Genomic DNA, 16851 nt, shown 5'->3' with positions numbered 1-16851 from the left:
CTTGTGTTAACCCACAACCAGGTTAAGCAGTTTGCCCGGAACGTAGATCACTTTGCGAATCGTGACGCCGTCCAGATATTTAGCCACCAGATGCTCTTCGGCAGCGCGCGCACGCACTTGCTCTTCGGTCGCATCGGCAGATACGGTGATTTTAGCGCGAACCTTGCCGTTCACCTGCACCACCACCAGCTTGGAGTCCTCGACCATCGCCTGTTCGTCGGCAACCGGCCATGGCGCGGTGTCCACGTCGCCTTCGCCGCCCAGCGACTGCCACAGGGTGAAGCACACGTGCGGGGTGAACGGATACAGCATGCGAACCACGGCCAGCAGCGCTTCCTGCAGCAGCGCGCGATCCTGCTCGCTCTCCTGCGGCGCGCGGGCCAGCTTGTTCATCAGCTCCATCACGGCGGCGATCGCGGTGTTGAAGGTCTGACGGCGGCCGACATCGTCGGTCACCTTGGCGATGGTTTTGTGCAGATCGCGGCGCAGCGCTTTCTGATCTTCGTTCAGCGCCGCCACGTCCAGCGGCTGTACCGCGCCTTTTGCCACGTGATCGTAGGCCAGTTTCCATACGCGTTTCAGGAAGCGGTTAGCCCCTTCTACGCCGGATTCCTGCCACTCCAGCGTCATTTCTGCCGGTGAAGCGAACATCATGAACAGACGCACGGTGTCCGCGCCGTATTTTTCCACCATTTCCTGCGGGTCGATGCCGTTGTTCTTCGACTTCGACATTTTGCTCATGCCAGCATAGACCAGTTCACGGCCTTGCGGATCGGTGGCCTTGATGATGCGGCCCTTGTCGTCGCGCTCGACCGTGGCGTCAACCGGAGATACCCAGACGCGCTCGCCGCTGTTGCCGGTGTAGTAGAAGGCGTCGGCCAGCACCATGCCCTGACACAGCAGGCGCTTGGCCGGCTCGTCGGAATCCACCAGGCCCGCATCGCGCATCAGCTTGTGGAAGAAGCGGAAGTACATCAGGTGCATGATGGCGTGTTCGATACCGCCGATATATTGATCGACCGGCAGCCAGTAGTTGGCGGCGGCCGGATCCAGCATGCCCTGGTCGTACTGCGGGCAGGTATAGCGCGCGTAGTACCAGGAAGACTCCATAAAGGTGTCGAAGGTGTCGGTTTCACGCAGCGCCGGCTGGCCGTCAACGGTGGTCTTCGCCCACTCAGGGTCGGCCTTGATCGGGCTGGTGATGCCGTCCATGACCACGTCTTCCGGCAGGATCACCGGCAGCTGATCTTCCGGCGTTGGCATCACGGTGCCGTCTTCCAGCGTCACCATCGGGATTGGCGCGCCCCAGTAACGCTGACGGGAGACGCCCCAGTCGCGCAGACGGTAGTTGACCTTGCGCTGGCCCACGCCCTTGGCGACCAGTTTGTCGGCGATGGCGTTAAAGCCGGCTTCGTTGTCCAGACCGTCAAACTCGCCGGAGTTGAACAGCGCGCCTTTGTCGGTCATCGCTTCGGCGCTCACGTCAGGTTGGCTGCCGTCGAGGTTCAGGATCACCGGTTTGATCGGTAAATCGTATTTGGTGGCGAATTCCCAGTCGCGCTGGTCGTGCGCCGGTACCGCCATCACGGCGCCGGTGCCGTATTCCATCAGCACGAAGTTGGCGACCCACACCGGCAGCTTCTCGCCGCTCAGCGGGTGGACAACGAACAGGCCGGTTGGCATGCCTTTCTTCTCCATCGTCGCCATTTCGGCTTCGGCCACTTTGGTGTTGCGGCATTCGTCGATGAAGTCGGTCAGCGCCGGATTGTTGCGCGCGCCCTGTTGCGCCAGCGGGTGGCCCGCGGCGACCGCCACGTAGGTGGCGCCCATGAAGGTGTCGGGACGGGTGGTGTAAACCGTCAGCTTCTCTTCGCTGTCCGCCACGTCGAAGGTGATTTCCACGCCTTCGGAGCGGCCAATCCAGTTGCGCTGCATGGTTTTCACCTGCTCTGGCCAGCTTTCCAGCGTGTCCAGATCGTTCAGCAGCTGATCGGCGTAAGCGGTGATTTTGATGAACCACTGCGGGATCTCTTTACGCTCGACCTTGGTGTCGCAGCGCCAGCAGCAGCCGTCGATAACCTGTTCGTTGGCCAGCACGGTCAGATCGTGCGGACACCAGTTCACCGCCGAGGTCTTCTTGTAGACCAGGCCTTTTTCATACAGCTTGGTGAAGAACCACTGTTCCCAGCGGTAGTATTCCGGCTGGCAGGTAGCGATTTCGCGATCCCAGTCGTAGCCGAAGCCCAGCAGTTTCAGCTGGTTCTTCATGTATTCGATGTTGTCGTAGGTCCACGGGGCCGGTGCGGTGTTGTTTTTCACCGCCGCACCTTCCGCCGGCAGGCCGAACGCATCCCAGCCGATCGGCTGCAGTACGTTTTTACCCAGCATGCGCTGATAGCGCGAGATCACGTCGCCGATAGTGTAGTTACGAACGTGGCCCATGTGCAGTCGGCCGGACGGGTAAGGCAGCATGGATAGGCAGTAGTACTTTTCCTTGCTGTCGTCTTCGGTAACTTTGAAAGTCTGCTTCTCTTGCCAGTGAAGCTGTACGTTCGATTCTATGTCTTCTGGACGGTATTGCTCTTGCATGGCGGCCGGTGGTCCTGTAGGTGTAAACCGTTGCCCCGGTCAGAGGCAACGCAATGAACATTTAGCATTCGTAGATCCGCATAGCATAGCTGATAAGACCTCTCGGCAACAACTCCAAGCGCCTGACTCGGCGCATTTAAAAAAAACGCCGCCATGACGCGGCTCACAACCTGCGGATCCCGCGTCTTGCCAAGTGACATCAGTCATTTACGGCTAAAATAAGAACAAGTAGCTTAGGGGTATCCCTACAGCCAAGCCCGGCGCAGCGTTTATCGAGGAGAGTCTATGAACAAGGTTGCTCAGTATTACCGCGAATTGGTGGCATCGCTGACCGAACGCCTGAAAAACGGTGAACGTGATATCGACGAACTGGTGGCCAGCGCGGAGCGGCGGTTGAACGAGGCCGAAGATCTGACCCGCGACGAGGTGCGGCAGGTGACGCAGGCGGTGCGGCGCGATCTGGAAGAGTTCGCCCGCAGCTATCAGGAAAGCCGGGACGAGTTTACCGACAGCGTGTTTATGCGGGTGATCAAAGAGAGCCTGTGGCAGGAACTGGCGGATATCACCGACAAAACCCAGCTGGAGTGGCGTGAAGTGTTCAAGGATGTCAGCCATCACGGCGTTTATCACAGCGGTGAAGTGGTGGGGTTGGGCAATCTGGTGTGCGAGCAGTGTCACTACCATCTGGCGTTTTACACGCCGGAGGTGCTGCCGCTTTGCCCGAAATGCGGTCACGACCAGTTCCAGCGTCGGCCGTTTGAGCCTTGATGACGTTCCCCGCCAGGGCGGGGAACACTAAGGCCGGCGTTTAACGGAACAGTTTCTTCAGCAGGTTGCTCAGGAAACCGCCGCTGACGGCTGCTGGGGCGGCTTGCGCCTGCGCCGGTGCGCTGGCCGGTACGGCGACGCCGGCCGGGATTTTCTGCGCGACCGCGATGCGGCTGTCCTGGGCGGCTTTCTCCGCCGCTTCCGGGCCGTAGGCGAAGCCTTCCGCCAGTACGAATTCAACGTCGGTGATGCCGATAAAGCCCAGGAACAGCTTCACGTACGGCGTGATCAGATCCGTCGGCGTGTCGGCGTGGATGCCGCCGCGGCTGGAGATGACGATCGCTTTCTTGCCCGTCACCAGCCCTTCGGCACCGGCGGAGGTGTAGCGGAACGTCTGACCGGCGCGGGCGATCAGATCGAAGTAGATTTTCAGCTGCGTCGGGATGTTGAAGTTGTACATCGGGGCGCTGATGATCAGCGTGTCGTGCGACTTCAGCTCGGCAATCAGCTCATCGGAAAGCGCCAGGGTGCTCTGCTGATGCGGCGTCAGCGGGTTGTCGCCGGCGGTAAAGCCAGCCATCACTTCGCCATCCAGCTCCGGCAGCGTTGGGTTAGCCAAGTCGCGCACGGTGAACGTGTCTTCTGGGTGAGCTTCACGCCATTGTTCAACAAAAAAATCGACTAATTTTCCAGACTGGGAATATTCACCCAGAATACTTGATTTCAGGACCAGTACGCGGCTCATTGGCTTATCTCCAGGCGAAGTTTAATCGGTGACGATGTCAGTCGGTGTAAACGCATGGTAGAGGCAAGCCATCAACAGTGATAGCGCAAAAATTCGCTGAGTTAAATCAAAAAAGTTGAATGAGGGGCGCGAGCGCGCCCCGATGGGATCAATAACGCGCCAGGCGCTCGGCCAGCAGATCGATAAAACCCTCGCGGTTGATGCTGGTCAGCACTTCCACGTTGGCCGCGTTGCCGGTTTGCTGGAAATAGTCCACCACCGTCATGCCGACGGTGTATTCCCCTTTGGTCTCCACACCGACCCAGCGTTCTACGCCGGTGAACAGCTGCGGCGCCAGCAGCCAGGCGATGGTGCAGGGATCGTGCATCGCAGCGCCGGGCAGGCCGCGCGGATGGCTGAGGTACAGCGGCAGGTAAAAATCGAGCATCTCCGCGACCGCCTGCGCGACCGGATTGTCTATCTGGCGAATGCGCTCGATATCCTGCGGCAACACCAGCGCTTGATGGGTGACGTTCAGCCCGGCCATGGTCAGCGGCACCCCGGATTTCAGCACCATTTCGGCGGCTTCGGGATCGACGAAGATGTTGAACTCCGCGACAGGCGTAGTATTGCCGGCGTTCATACCGCCGCCCATGAATACGATGCGTTCGATATGGCTTTTCAGCTCGGCATGCTGGGCCAGCAGCAGGGCGATATTGGTCATCGGGCCGGTCACCACCAGGGTTATCGGCTGCGGGCTGGCGCGCAGCAAGTCGGCGATCAGCTCGACGGCGCCGCGGGGATCGGGTTTGATTGTCGGCGTCGGCAGGTGGGTGTTACCCATGCCGGTTTTGCCGTGGACATAGTCGGCGATCACCAGTTCGCGCATCAGCGGGCCGCTGGCGCCGGCGGCGACCGGGATGTCCTCGCGCTGCATCAGGGTCAACAGGCCCAGCGCGTTATGCAGGGTTTTCTCCGGCGTCTGGTTGCCGGCGGAGGTGGTGATGGCTTTGATGTCCAGTTCTGACGAACGCAGCGCCATAGCCAGCGCGATGGCGTCGTCGAGGCCGGGATCGCAATCGATGATAATAGGGCGGGGCATGTTCTTTCTCCTCTGTTTGTTATCCAGCGAGCATCGGATCAAAACCGGGGAGAAACAAGCGCTTTTAGTGCCGGGGGAAAAGATGCGCCCCTGGCGGGGCGCATAGGCAGAGCGTTTAGTGCAGGATCTTGGCCAGAAAATCCTTGGCGCGATCGGACTCGGGGTTGTTGAAGAAATCGTCTTTGTTGCGGTCTTCGACGATTTTGCCTTCGTCCATAAAGATCACTCGATTCGCCACCTTGCGGGCGAAGCCCATTTCGTGGGTTACCACCATCATGGTCATGCCTTCGTTCGCCAGTTCGACCATCACGTCCAGCACTTCGTTGATCATTTCCGGATCGAGCGCAGAGGTCGGCTCATCGAACAGCATGGCGATAGGATCCATGCACAGCGCACGGGCGATGGCGACGCGCTGCTGCTGGCCGCCGGACAGCTGACCGGGGAACTTGTTGGCATGGGCGGAGAGGCCGACGCGCTCCAGCAGCTTCAGACCCTTCTCGCGTGAGGCGGATTTGTCGCGCTTGAGCACTTTCACCTGCGCTAGCGTCAGGTTGTCGATGATAGACAGGTGCGGGAACAGCTCAAAGTGTTGGAACACCATGCCAACCTTGGCACGCAGCTGCGCCAGGTTGGTTTTCTTGTCGTTGACCGGCGTGCCGTTCACCAGGATATTGCCCTGCTGGATCGGCTCGAGGCCGTTGACGGTTTTGATCAGGGTGGACTTGCCGGAACCTGAAGGACCACAGACGACGACCACTTCGCCTTTTTTCACTTCGGTGGTGCAATCGGTCAACACCTGAAAGTGACCGTACCACTTAGAAACATTTTTCAGGGATATCATCAAACAGTCCTTTTCTTCAAATAGCTTACCAGCGCCGAGGCGGCGAGGCTGATAACAAAATAGACAAAGCCGGCGAACAGGATCATTTCAACCTGGGTGCCGTCGCGTTCGCCGATGGTCGACGCGGTGCGGAAGAAGTCGGCCAGGCTCAGTACGTAAACCAGCGAGGTATCCTGGAACAGGACGATGCCCTGGGTCAGCAGCAGCGGCACCATGGCGCGGAACGCCTGCGGCAGGATCACCAGCCGCATGGATTGCCAATGGGTCATGCCCAGCGCCAGCGCGGCGGAGGATTGGCCGCGCGAGATGCTGATGATGCCGGCGCGGATGATTTCCGAGTAATAGGCCGCTTCAAACAGGGAAAAGGCTACCATAGCCGAGATCAGGCGAATATCGGTTTTCGGCGATAAGCCTAGAACCTGTTGTAATAAGCTTGGAACCACCAGGTAGAACCACAGCAGCACCATCACCAGCGGCACCGAGCGGAACAGGTTGACGTACAGGGTGGCGAACCAGCTGATCGGTTTGAACGGCGACAGACGCATCACCGCCAGCACGGTACCCCACAGAATGCCGACCACGATGGCGGTCACGGTGATCTTCAGCGTGATTACCATGCCCTGCAGCAGAAACGGGAAGCTTGGGACGATCGACGCCCAGTCAAATTCGTACATTATTTACTCCCCAGGTTGCCAGGCAACTGCACTTTCTTTTCGACCAGACGCATAAACAGCATGATAACGGCGTTGATGCCGATATAAGCCAGCGTGATGGCGGTAAAGGATTCATAGGCGTGTGCGGAGTAATCCAACAGCTTGCCGGCCTGCGCGGCCATGTCCACCAGCCCGATGGTAGAGGCGATGGCGGAGTTTTTGACCAGGTTGAGCATCTCCGAGGTCATCGGCGGCACGATCACCCGGTAGGCGTTCGGCAGCAACACGTAGCGGTAGGTTTGCGGCAGCGTCAGGCCCATCGCCAGCCCGGCCGCTTTCTGGCCGCGCGGCAGGGACTGGATGGCGGCGCGCACCTGTTCGCAAACGCGGGCGGCGGTAAACAATCCCAGGCAAAGCATGGAAGAGACGAAGAACTGCACGTTGGGATCCAGCTCGCTTTTAAACCAGGTGCCGATATTGGCCGGCAGCAGCTCGGGGATCACCAGATACCAGGTAAAGAATTGCACGATCAGCGGCACGTTGCGGAACAGTTCGACGTAACAGGTGCCGAGGGCGGAAAGAAAGCGGTTGGGTACGGTACGCAAGATACCGAACAGCGAACCGACGAAGAAAGCGATAATCCATGCACAGACGGAGAGGGCCACCGTGACCTGAAAGCCGGACCAGATCCAGCCGAGGTAAGTGGTGTTCCCAAACGGGGCCTGCTGCAGGAAGATACCCCAGTTCCAATCTATTGACATAACAAACTCCGGTAAACGGGCGCAGAGCGCCGAAGATTGATGACTTGATGAGCGCCGATCGCCGCGCGGCCAGTCTGGCTGGCTTATTGTGTGCGGATGTCGGTGATGCGCCTTGGGGAAAATGAGGGAGGGGAACGGCCCCCCTCATACCTGTCTGTCCCAGTCATCAACTGGGCCGGTTTGGCCTGGCGGCCGCCCCGGCTGTCATTCTATTTAGTTCAATGCCTTGTCGTTAGGTTCTTTGAACAGCTGCTTCATGTCGTCCGACAGTTCGAAGTTCATGTTGAGGTTTTTCGGTGGAATCGGCTGCTTGAACCATTTATCAAACCACTTGGCCGCTTCGCCGGAGGTTTGCGCCTGGGCGATAGTGTCATCGACCAGTTTCTTGAACGCAGGATCGTCTTTACGCAGCATGCAGCCGTAGGCTTCTTTCGACTGCGGTGTGCCGATGATTTCCCACTGATCCGGCTTCTTGGCCTTGGCGCGCTCGCCCGCCAGCAGGGCGTCGTCCATCATGAAGGCCACCGCGCGGCCGCTTTCCAGAGTGCGGAAGGAGTCGCCGTGGTCTTTGGCGCTGATGATGCGCATGTTCATCTTGCCGCTGTCGTTCAGCTTGTTCAGCAGCACTTCAGAGGTGGTGCCGGAGGTGACCACCACCGGTTTGCCGGCCAGGTCTTTAAAGTCTTTGATGTCGGAGCCTTTTTTCACCAGCAAGCGGGTGCCGACCACGAAAATGGTGTCGGAGAAGGCGGCCTGTTTCTGGCGCTCGAGGTTATTGGTGGTGGAGCCGCACTCGAAATCATAGGTGCCGTTTTGCAGCAGCGGGATGCGGTTCTGCGAGGTAATCGGCAGCATTTTCACCTGCAGATTCGGTGCATTCAGCTTTTTCTTAACGGCTTCAACGATTTGGTTGGAGTAGTCCTGAGAATAGCCCACAACTTTTTGTTGGTTGTCGTAGTAGGAGAACGGCACTGACGATTCGCGGTGGCCGACAACGATCACGCCATTGTCTTTGATTTTCTTCAGCGTACCGGTCAGGTCTTCCGCGTGCGCCACGCTACCTGCCGCACCGAGCAGCAGTAACGATAACGCCAATTTACGCATTTGCATGGTCCAACTCCTTTACTGTTGTTGTGGCTCTGACTAAAGAGCGTCAGGTTAAATCGACTGTTTATTGCTCAAGTTATAAAGATAGTCTTATGAACTGAACGCTGTTAAAAAATAACCGATTGTGAACACCTTGAAACTAAAATGTTTCATTTTTTGAGACGCCGCGCGCACCAAATCAATGCAACAAAACGTCGGCGCACCCGTGCGGTGCGTTCAATGCACCCAAAATGTGCGCAGGTGCGACAAAACGTCAGCAAAAGTAAACCGGCGCGCGATGTCGCCATAGATAAAAGCAAGGAGTGTGCCAGCCGCGTTGATTTAACGGCGTTTTCTGACTGAGGGAAGATTTGACGGGAAAGCGGGGCGCAGCGGGTGCGCCCCGACGAAGAGGGCTATTTGCGGCGCAGGCCCAACATCAGCGCCCAGCCGCCCAGCAACAGGGTCATTACCCACAGCGGCGTGGCGCCGAAGCGCGCATAAGGCGTGAGGCCGGTGGTCGGCGTGACTTTCACTTCGAGTACCTGACGGGTGAACTGCGGGATCTCGGCGATCACCTCGCCATTCGCGTCCACCGCGGCGGTGACGCCGTTATTGGTGCTGCGCAGCAGCGGTCGGCCGAGCTCCAGCGCCCGCATGCGTGCCATCTGGAAGTGCTGCCACGGGCCGATGGAGTGGCCGAACCAGGCATCGTTGGAGATGGTCAGCAGGAAGTTGGTGTCCGGGCGGAAGTTATCGCGCACCTGCTGGCCCAACACGATTTCGTAGCAGATGGCCGCCGTCAGGTTGTAGCCGCGTACGCTGAGCTGCGGTTGTACGTAGTCGCCGCGGCTGAAGGAGGACATCGGCAGGTCGAAGAACGGCGCCAGGGGCCGCAGCAGCGTCTCGAGCGGCACGAACTCGCCGAACGGTACCAGGTGGTGCTTGTTGTAGCGATCGTTGGCCGGGTAACTGTACGGCGTCGGTTCACCGAGCACGATGGCACTGTTGTAGATTTGCTGGCCCTGCGGCGTAGCACGCACGTCGACGATGCCGGTGATCAGGCTGCTGTTCTTCGCCCGCATCAGGTCGTCCATCATCGTCAGGAAGCCGTTCTGATTGGCTTCATAATCCGGAATGGCGGATTCCGGCCAGATGACGATCGGCGCCTTGCCCATGTAGGGACGGGTTTCGTCCAGATAGGTTTGCAGCGTGCTGACCAGCGCTTTCGGATCCCATTTCATCGATTGAGCGATGTTGCCTTGCACCATGGCGACGTTCACCGCTTTCTCCGGCTGCGGGGTAAACCACTGCAGCTGGCGCAGCGGCCACGGCAACAGCAGCAGCGCGGCGGCAATCACGGCTGCCGAGAGACGGCGCTGATTGACGGCGTACACCAGCAGGCCGGCGATGGCCATCAGCACAAAGGTGATGGCGTCGACGCCCAGCAGCGGCGCGATGCCCTTCAGCGGGCCGTTGATCTGGCTATAGCCGAACTGCAGCCACGGGAAGCCGGTCAGCACCCAGCCGCGCAGGAATTCGGTCACCTGCCACAGCACCGGCGCGGCGATGGCCAGCCTCCACCAGCGGGTGGCCGGCCACAGGCGCGTCAGCAGCCCGGCGAACAGCCCGGTATACAGCGACAGGTAAGCGGCGAGCAGCGCCACCAGGAAGATGTTGACGGCGAAGGGCATGCCGCCGAAATCGGCGATGCTGACATACACCCAGTTGATCCCGCTGCCGAACAACCCGAAGCCCCAGACAAAGCCGAGCAGGGCAGACTGTTTGGTGGTGCGATTGAGGGTAACGGCCAGCAGGCCGAACAGGGAGACGATGGCCGCGGGCCAAAAATCGTAGGGCGAGAACGCCAGCGTCCCGCCGGCACCTGACAACAGCGCCAGCAGGGCGCGAACCCACTGGCGTTCAAGTAATGAGGCTTTAGCCATGTTGGATTTAATCTTCCAGTTTCGGTGGTGGAGAGTCGTCCGGAATTTTTACATGAACCTGGATGATACGTCGACTGTCTGCCATGGCAACTTTAAATAGGTAACCTTCGATTTCAATGGTTTCCCCGCGCGCCGGCAGGTGGCCGAAGGCCTGCATCACCAGACCGCCGATGGTATCGACCTCGTCGTCGCTGAAATGGGTGCCGAAGGCGTCGTTGAAGTCTTCGATCGGCGCCAGCGCGCGCACGGTGTACATGTGGCGGCTGAGCTGGCGGATATCCAGATCGTCTTCGTCGTCGTATTCGTCTTCAATCTCGCCGACGATCAGCTCCAGGATATCTTCGATGGTGACCAGGCCGGACACGCCGCCGAATTCGTCAATGACAATCGCCATGTGATAGCGCTGGGAACGAAACTCTTTCAGCATCCGGTCGACGCGCTTGCTTTCCGGCACCACCACCGCGGTACGCAGCACTTTGTCGATGCTGAACGGCTCGGAGTCTGCGCGCATGAACGGCAGCAGATCCTTGGCCATCAGGATGCCTTCGATGTGATCTTTATCTTCGCTGATCACCGGGAAGCGCGAGTGGGCGGAGTCGATAATCACGTCCAGGCACTCTTCCAGCGTCTGGTTGCGCTTGAGCGTCACCATCTGGGAGCGGGGGATCATGATGTCGCGCACGCGCTGTTCGGCGATATCCATCACGCCTTCCAGCATGTCGCGGGTATCGGGATCGATCAGGTCGTTTTGTTCGGAATCACGGATCAGCTCGACCAGATCGCCACGGTTTTTGGGCTCGCCGTGGAACAGCTGGTTAAGGATAAGAGTAAAGAACCCCTTCTTGGGACTGGGGCTGTCATTGCTTTGTGAATGGTCGTCGCTCATGGCGTTTTAGTTACTGTCACTCATGTCAGAGTTAAGGGGCGTCAGCGACAGCCCCGCATGGGGGCTGTGGGGTAAACGGCTGACGTCAGACGGGGTCTTTTTCCGCCAGGTACGGATCAGGATAACCCAGTCCGTGCATGATTTCGGTTTCCAAAGACTCCATTTCTTCGGCTTCATCGTCTTCGATGTGGTCATACCCTAGCAGATGAAGACTGCCGTGGACAACCATATGCGCCCAGTGGGCCTCCAGCGTTTTGCCTTGCTCAATCGCTTCCTGCTCAACCACCTGGCGGCAGATGATCAGATCGCCGAGCAGCGGCAGCTCGATGCCCGGCGGGGCTTCGAACGGGAAAGAGAGCACGTTGGTCGGCTTGTCTTTGCCGCGGTAGGTCAGGTTCAGCTCGTGGCTTTCCGCTTCGTCCACCAGACGCACGGTGACCTCGGCCTCTTCCTGAAATTGCGGCAGCACGCCTTCCAGCCAGCGCTGGAAGGTGGCCTCATCCGGCAGGCCGTCGCTGCTTTCACAGGCAATCTGCAGATCCAAAATCACCTGACTCATGGTGTCTCCTGCTCGGAGGCGGCGAGCGCCTCGCGCTTACGTTGCTCGGCAATCGCGTCTTTGCGTTTCTGTTCGGCGGCTTCCCAGGCCTCATAGGCGATGACCACGCGGGCCACCACCGGGTGGCGCACCACGTCTTCGCTGTGGAAGAAGTTGAAGCTCAGCTCCTCCACGTCCGACAGCACTTCCACCGCATGGCGCAGGCCGGATTTCTGGTTGCGCGGCAGGTCGATCTGGGTGACGTCGCCGGTGATGACCGCCTTCGAGTTGAAGCCGATGCGTGTCAGGAACATCTTCATCTGCTCGATGGTGGTGTTCTGGCTCTCATCCAGGATGATAAAGGCGTCGTTCAGCGTGCGGCCGCGCATATAGGCCAGCGGCGCGACTTCGATCACATTGCGTTCGATGAGCTTCTCCACGCGCTCGAAGCCCAGCATTTCGAACAGGGCGTCGTACAACGGGCGCAGATAAGGATCGACCTTCTGGCTCAGATCGCCGGGCAGGAAGCCCAGCTTTTCGCCGGCTTCGACCGCAGGGCGGGTCAGCAGTATGCGGCGAATTTCCTGGCGTTCCAGCGCATCCACCGCAGCGGCGACCGCCAGGTAGGTTTTGCCGGTGCCCGCCGGGCCGATGCCGAAGGTGATGTCGTGATCGAGAATATTGGCGATGTACTGCGCCTGGTTAGGCGTGCGCGGTTTCACCATACCGCGCTTGGTTTTGATGGTGACCGCCTTGCCGTAATCCGGCACGCTGTCCGCCACCTGTTCCAGCACCCGACTCTCTTTGATAGCCAGATGGATTTGCTCCGGATCGATATCCGGGATCACGCCGCGAATCGGCGCGGTATCCACGTACAGATGGCGCAGGATATCGGCGGCGGCAACCACGCACAGGTTTTTGCCGACCAACTTGAAACGGTTGTCGCGGCGATTGATTTCGATGCCCAATCGGCGCTCGAGTTGCTTGATGTTGTCATCAAACGGGCCGCACAGGCTGAGCAAACGCTTGTTGTCTGCGGGCTCTAACAAAATTTCTTGTGTTGCGACGTTCAAACTATTCCTCTAGGTCACATCGGGCCTGGTTGATGTCACATAGCGCGTCCGGGACGCGCGCGTTCAGGGCGAGCCTGAATACTCTCTTTCTTGAATTATTCATGGTGCGCAGCAACGGCGCAAGTTTACCGCTGATCTATCTGTGCGCCGTCGGCGGAATTCAAGGGAAGATAAGGAAAAAACGCGGCGGGGCGCAAAGCCCGCCGCGTCATCACAGAACAAGGCCGCTGGGAATCAGTTCTTTTTCACGAACTCGGATTTCAGCTTCATCGGGCCGAAACCGTCGATTTTGCAGTCGATGTTGTGATCGCCTTCCACCAGGCGAATGTTTTTCACCTTGGTGCCGATCTTCAGCATCGAGGAGCTGCCTTTGACCTTCAGATCCTTGATCACGGTGACCGCGTCGCCGTCCGCCAGCAGGTTGCCGTTGGCGTCTTTGACGATCAGCGCGTCCTGATCTTCCGCCGGGGCGCTGTCGCTCCACTCGTGGGCGCACTCAGGGCAGATGAACAGGGCATTGTCCTGGTAGGTGTATTCGGAGTTGCACTTCGGGCAGTGTGGGAGTTGCATGTTATGTCGCCTCTTCAACAATAAAAAAATAAAAAAAGAACATCACCGGGCGCGGACGCCCGGCGGAGAAACGGTAAGGAGTAGCGCGAACGGGCGGCGATAATGCAGGCCGCCGCGGCGTCAGGGCTGGTAAATGCCGACGCCCAGCGCGTTTTCTTTGCGGGTACGGGCGATCACCGACTGCGGGGATTCATGTACGCGCAGATCCATCTGCTGTTCGGTGCGCACCACTGCGCCACGCAGGGTGTTGGTCAGCACCTCGGTAATTTCCACGTCGACAAATTGGCCGATCATGTCGGGCGTGCCTTCGAAGTTTACCACACGGTTGCACTCCGTGCGCCCGGCCAGCTCCATCACGCTTTTACGCGAGGTGCCCTCCACCAGAATGCGCTGTACGGTGCCGAGCATGCGGCGGCTGAACTGCAGCGCCTGCTGGTTGATGCGATCCTGCAGAATGTACAGCCGCTGCTTTTTCTCTTCTTCGCTGACGTCGTCGACCATGTCCGCCGCCGGCGTACCGGGGCGCGACGAATAGATGAAGCTGAAGCTGACGTCGAAGTTGACGTCGGCGATCAGGTTCATGGTCTGTTCGAAGTCGGCCTGGCTTTCGCCCGGGAAACCGACGATGAAATCGGAGCTCAGCTGGATGGCCGGCCGCGCCTTGCGCAGCTTGCGGATAATCGCCTTATACTCCAGCGCGGTGTGCGCGCGTTTCATCATGGTCAGGATGCGGTCCGAACCGCTCTGCACCGGCAGATGCAGGAAGCTGACCAGCTCCGGCGTGTCTTCGTACACCGCGATAATGTCGTCGGTGAACTCGATCGGGTGGCTGGTGGTGAAGCGAATGCGATCGATGCCGTCGATGGCCGCCACCAGGCGCAGCAGTTCGGCGAACGAGCAGATATCGCCGTCATGCGTCGCGCCGCGGTAAGCGTTGACGTTTTGGCCGAGCAGGTTGACCTCGCGCACGCCCTGCGCCGCCAGCTGGGCGATTTCGAACAGCACGTCGTCGCTCGGGCGGCTCACTTCCTCGCCGCGGGTGTAAGGCACCACGCAGAAAGTGCAGTATTTGTTGCAGCCTTCCATGATCGACACGAAGGCGGTCGGGCCTTCGGCGCGCGGCTCCGGCAGGCGGTCGAATTTTTCGATCTCCGGGAAGCTGATATCGACCACCGGGCTGCGGGTGCCCTGAACGTGATTGATCATTTCCGGCAGGCGGTGCAGGGTCTGCGGGCCGAATACCACGTCGACGCAAGGCGCGCGGCTGCGGATCAGTTCGCCTTCTTGCGAGGCCACGCAACCGCCGACGCCGATGATGACAGACGGGTTCTTCTCTTTCAGCAAGCGCCAGCGCCCCAGCATGGCGAAAACTTTCTCCTGCGCTTTTTCACGGATCGAGCAGGTGTTCAGCAACAGCACGTCCGCTTCCTCGGCGTTGTCGGTCCACTCGAAGCCGTGCGTGCTGTTCAACAGGTCGGCCATTTTCGATGAATCGTACTCATTCATCTGGCAGCCCCAGGTTTTGATATGTAGTTTTTTCGTCATTGACTTGCCATTACTCAGTGCGGAGCGAAAGTTGCGTTACGCGACATGCAGGGCGCGTATTGTAATCATTTGCCGCCGTTGTGACCAGCGCGGGGGAAAATGGCACGCAACCTGAAGCCGAAGCGAAAATCCGGTACACTGCGCAAAACGCCATGTCGGGTGGGATGGCGAGCATTCACATAGAAAACATAGCCAATATGAAGACATCTCAAAATCGGTATGACGCGGTGGTGGTGGGTGGCGGCATGGTCGGCGCGGCGGCGGCCCTGGGGCTGGCGCAGGCGGGCTGGTCGGTGGCGTTGCTGGAACATCAGGCGCCGCAGGCGTTCGAGGCGCAAAGCCCGCCGGACCTGCGCATTTCCGCGATCGGCTGCACCTCGGTGGGGCTGCTGAAACAGCTCGGCACCTGGCAGGCCGTGACGGCGATGCGTACGGCGCCGTATCGCCGGCTGGAGACCTGGGAGTGGGCGTCGTCGCGCGTGGCGTTCGACGCGGTGTCCCTGGGGCTGCCCGAGCTGGGCTTTATGGTGGAAAACCGCATTCTGCAGCTGGGGCTGTGGCAACAGTTCGCGCAGTGCGCCAACCTGACGCTGCTGTGTCCCGCCAGGCTGCAATCGCTGCAGCGGGCGGACAATGCCTGGCAGCTGACGCTGGACAGCGGCGAGACGCTGCAAGCGCGGCTGGTTGTCGGTGCCGACGGGGCCAACTCGCAGGTGCGCAAGCTGGCGGCGATCGGCACCAACGGCTGGCAATATCGTCAGGCGTGCATGTTGATCACCGTCGATACCGGCGCGCCGCAGCAGGATGTGACCTGGCAGCGCTTCTGCCCGTCCGGGCCGCGCGCCTTCCTGCCGCTGTACGACAGCTGGGCGTCGCTGGTGTGGTATGACAGCCCGCAGCGCATTCGCCAACTGCAGGCGATGCCGCCGGCGCAGCTGGAGCGCGAAATCGCTACCGCTTTTCCGGCGCGACTGGGCCCGGTCAAGGTGCACGCTGCCGGATCGTTCCCGCTGACGCGGCGTCATGCGCAGCGCTACGTGCTGCCGGGGCTGGCGCTGGTGGGCGATGCCGCGCATACCATCAACCCGCTGGCCGGGCAGGGCGTCAATCTGGGGTATCGCGATGTGGATGCCTTGCTGAACGTGCTGAGCGAGGCGCGAGAGCAGGGAGAAGACTGGAGCGGCGAGGCGGTGCTGCTGCGCTATCAACGCCGCCGCCGTACCGACAATCTGCTGATGCAGAGCGGCATGGATCTGTTTTATACCGCCTTCAGCAATAACCTGGCGCCGCTGAACGTCGCGCGCAATCTGGCGCTGATGGCCGCGCAGCGGGCGGGCAAGCTGAAAGAACATGCGTTGAAGTACGCGTTGGGATTGTAACCGACAGGGCTCAGCGGTGGCTGGGCCCGTTAGGATTGGCTGAACGCCAGACAGCAAAAAGCCCGCCGAAGCGGGCTTTTCTAAATATGGCTGGGGTGCCAGGATTCGAACCTGGGTATGCTGGTATCAGAAACCAGAGCCTTACCGCTTGGCGACACCCCAATTATGGTGGCTACGACGGGATTTGAACCTGTGACCCCATCATTATGAGTGATGTGCTCTAACCAGCTGAGCTACGTAGCCGATGTTACTTTTTACTTCTTTGATTTGCAAGCAGTTTGTTATGGCTGGGGTACCTGGATTCGAACCAGGGAATGCCGGTATCAAAAACCGGTGCCTTACCGCTTGGCGATACCCCACCTGCAAACAAATCTTATGTTGAAACCCCAT

The 16851-nt window shown here is 59.6% G+C and carries 15 protein-coding genes and 3 tRNA genes; 2 read left to right on the top strand and 16 right to left on the bottom strand.

All coding sequences use genetic code 11. The annotated features are described in order from the left end of the window. Nucleotides 1–6 precede the first annotated feature (6 nt). Complete coding sequence (leuS, locus tag ACJ8HA_RS11975) at nt 7–2589, bottom strand: leucine--tRNA ligase (RefSeq protein WP_043135757.1); 2583 nt, start codon at nt 2587–2589, stop codon at nt 7–9. Between the two features lie 285 nt (nt 2590–2874). On the opposite strand from leuS, the gene ACJ8HA_RS11970 reads away from it, so the two are divergent. Further along, a complete protein-coding gene (locus ACJ8HA_RS11970) occupies nt 2875–3357 on the top strand; it encodes a zinc ribbon-containing protein (RefSeq protein WP_025301844.1) in 483 nt (160 codons plus the stop codon). 40 nt (nt 3358–3397) lie between these two features. Here ACJ8HA_RS11970 and ACJ8HA_RS11965 read toward each other — a convergent pair whose 3' ends face one another. The 12 genes from ACJ8HA_RS11965 to miaB form a co-directional block, all read right to left on the bottom strand. Next, nucleotides 3398–4102 (bottom strand): FMN-dependent NADH-azoreductase, encoded by a 705-nt coding sequence (locus tag ACJ8HA_RS11965; protein WP_089180619.1) that lies wholly within the window; start codon nt 4100–4102, stop codon nt 3398–3400. A 148-nt stretch (nt 4103–4250) separates the two neighbouring features. Then, a complete protein-coding gene (gene rihA, locus ACJ8HA_RS11960; RefSeq protein ID WP_043135761.1) occupies nt 4251–5183 on the bottom strand; it encodes a pyrimidine-specific ribonucleoside hydrolase RihA in 933 nt (310 codons plus the stop codon). A gap of 115 nt (nt 5184–5298) precedes the next feature. Then, entirely contained in the window at nt 5299–6024 is a 726-nt protein-coding gene (locus tag ACJ8HA_RS11955; RefSeq protein ID WP_025301847.1) for an amino acid ABC transporter ATP-binding protein, read from the bottom strand. Continuing rightward, nucleotides 6024–6698: a glutamate/aspartate ABC transporter permease GltK gene (gene gltK / locus ACJ8HA_RS11950; RefSeq protein WP_025301848.1), complete on the bottom strand. Its 675-nt coding sequence runs from the start codon at nt 6696–6698 to the stop codon at nt 6024–6026. Before gltK ends, ACJ8HA_RS11955 begins: the two co-directional genes overlap by 1 nt. Then, nucleotides 6698–7438: an amino acid ABC transporter permease gene (locus tag ACJ8HA_RS11945; RefSeq protein ID WP_019454074.1), complete on the bottom strand. Its 741-nt coding sequence runs from the start codon at nt 7436–7438 to the stop codon at nt 6698–6700. Before ACJ8HA_RS11945 ends, gltK begins: the two co-directional genes overlap by 1 nt. A gap of 213 nt (nt 7439–7651) precedes the next feature. Then, the gene (locus tag ACJ8HA_RS11940) at nt 7652–8548 is read right to left on the bottom strand and encodes an amino acid ABC transporter substrate-binding protein (RefSeq protein WP_025301849.1); all 897 of its coding nucleotides are present in this window, start codon (nt 8546–8548) and stop codon (nt 7652–7654) included. Between the two features lie 392 nt (nt 8549–8940). Further along, nucleotides 8941–10470: an apolipoprotein N-acyltransferase gene (lnt, locus tag ACJ8HA_RS11935; protein WP_049295164.1), complete on the bottom strand. Its 1530-nt coding sequence runs from the start codon at nt 10468–10470 to the stop codon at nt 8941–8943. 7 nt (nt 10471–10477) lie between these two features. Further along, nucleotides 10478–11356: a CNNM family magnesium/cobalt transport protein CorC gene (gene corC, locus ACJ8HA_RS11930; RefSeq protein WP_025301851.1), complete on the bottom strand. Its 879-nt coding sequence runs from the start codon at nt 11354–11356 to the stop codon at nt 10478–10480. Between the two features lie 85 nt (nt 11357–11441). Then, nucleotides 11442–11915 (bottom strand): rRNA maturation RNase YbeY, encoded by a 474-nt coding sequence (gene ybeY / locus ACJ8HA_RS11925; RefSeq protein WP_016928766.1) that lies wholly within the window; start codon nt 11913–11915, stop codon nt 11442–11444. Continuing rightward, entirely contained in the window at nt 11912–12967 is a 1056-nt protein-coding gene (locus ACJ8HA_RS11920) for a PhoH family protein (RefSeq protein ID WP_025301852.1), read from the bottom strand. Before ACJ8HA_RS11920 ends, ybeY begins: the two co-directional genes overlap by 4 nt. Nucleotides 12968–13201: 234 nt before the next feature. Next, a complete protein-coding gene (locus ACJ8HA_RS11915) occupies nt 13202–13537 on the bottom strand; it encodes a zinc ribbon domain-containing protein YjdM (protein WP_004939967.1) in 336 nt (111 codons plus the stop codon). Between the two features lie 120 nt (nt 13538–13657). Further along, on the bottom strand, nt 13658–15082 hold the full coding sequence (gene miaB / locus ACJ8HA_RS11910) for a tRNA (N6-isopentenyl adenosine(37)-C2)-methylthiotransferase MiaB (RefSeq protein WP_025301853.1): 1425 nt from the start codon (nt 15080–15082) through the stop codon (nt 13658–13660). A gap of 197 nt (nt 15083–15279) precedes the next feature. Between miaB and ubiF the strand changes: the two genes are divergently transcribed. Beyond that, nucleotides 15280–16461, top strand: a complete 1182-nt coding sequence (gene ubiF / locus ACJ8HA_RS11905; RefSeq protein WP_127146249.1) for a 3-demethoxyubiquinol 3-hydroxylase — start codon at nt 15280–15282, stop codon at nt 16459–16461. Between the two features lie 87 nt (nt 16462–16548). Here ubiF and ACJ8HA_RS11900 read toward each other — a convergent pair. From ACJ8HA_RS11900 to ACJ8HA_RS11890, 3 genes are all read right to left on the bottom strand, one after another. Next, nucleotides 16549–16623, bottom strand: a tRNA-Gln gene (locus ACJ8HA_RS11900). A gap of 4 nt (nt 16624–16627) precedes the next feature. After that, nucleotides 16628–16704: transfer RNA gene (locus tag ACJ8HA_RS11895), tRNA-Met, on the bottom strand. Between the two features lie 41 nt (nt 16705–16745). After that, nucleotides 16746–16820, bottom strand: a tRNA-Gln gene (locus ACJ8HA_RS11890). Nucleotides 16821–16851 lie beyond the last annotated feature (31 nt).

The sequence above is a fragment of the Serratia sp. CY33802 genome (assembly GCF_052169095.1).
GTDB lineage: Bacteria > Pseudomonadota > Gammaproteobacteria > Enterobacterales > Enterobacteriaceae > Serratia > Serratia bockelmannii.
Note: the sequence above shows the minus strand (reverse complement) of the source record. Positions and strands in the feature narration are given on the sequence as shown.

Bases quoted from the DNA above. Each gene is read 5' to 3' on its own strand.
- leuS (WP_043135757.1), bottom strand. From the start codon at position 2,589: ATGCAAGAGCAATACCGTCCAGAAGACATAGAATCGAACGTACAGCTT.
- ACJ8HA_RS11970 (WP_025301844.1), top strand. From the start codon at position 2,875: ATGAACAAGGTTGCTCAGTATTACCGCGAATTGGTGGCATCGCTGACC.
- ACJ8HA_RS11965 (WP_089180619.1), bottom strand. From the start codon at position 4,102: ATGAGCCGCGTACTGGTCCTGAAATCAAGTATTCTGGGTGAATATTCC.
- rihA (WP_043135761.1), bottom strand. From the start codon at position 5,183: ATGCCCCGCCCTATTATCATCGATTGCGATCCCGGCCTCGACGACGCC.
- ACJ8HA_RS11955 (WP_025301847.1), bottom strand. From the start codon at position 6,024: ATGATATCCCTGAAAAATGTTTCTAAGTGGTACGGTCACTTTCAGGTG.
- gltK (WP_025301848.1), bottom strand. From the start codon at position 6,698: ATGTACGAATTTGACTGGGCGTCGATCGTCCCAAGCTTCCCGTTTCTG.
- ACJ8HA_RS11945 (WP_019454074.1), bottom strand. From the start codon at position 7,438: ATGTCAATAGATTGGAACTGGGGTATCTTCCTGCAGCAGGCCCCGTTT.
- ACJ8HA_RS11940 (WP_025301849.1), bottom strand. From the start codon at position 8,548: ATGCAAATGCGTAAATTGGCGTTATCGTTACTGCTGCTCGGTGCGGCA.
- lnt (WP_049295164.1), bottom strand. From the start codon at position 10,470: ATGGCTAAAGCCTCATTACTTGAACGCCAGTGGGTTCGCGCCCTGCTG.
- corC (WP_025301851.1), bottom strand. From the start codon at position 11,356: ATGAGCGACGACCATTCACAAAGCAATGACAGCCCCAGTCCCAAGAAG.
- ybeY (WP_016928766.1), bottom strand. From the start codon at position 11,915: ATGAGTCAGGTGATTTTGGATCTGCAGATTGCCTGTGAAAGCAGCGAC.
- ACJ8HA_RS11915 (WP_004939967.1), bottom strand. From the start codon at position 13,537: ATGCAACTCCCACACTGCCCGAAGTGCAACTCCGAATACACCTACCAG.
- miaB (WP_025301853.1), bottom strand. From the start codon at position 15,082: ATGACGAAAAAACTACATATCAAAACCTGGGGCTGCCAGATGAATGAG.
- ubiF (WP_127146249.1), top strand. From the start codon at position 15,280: ATGAAGACATCTCAAAATCGGTATGACGCGGTGGTGGTGGGTGGCGGC.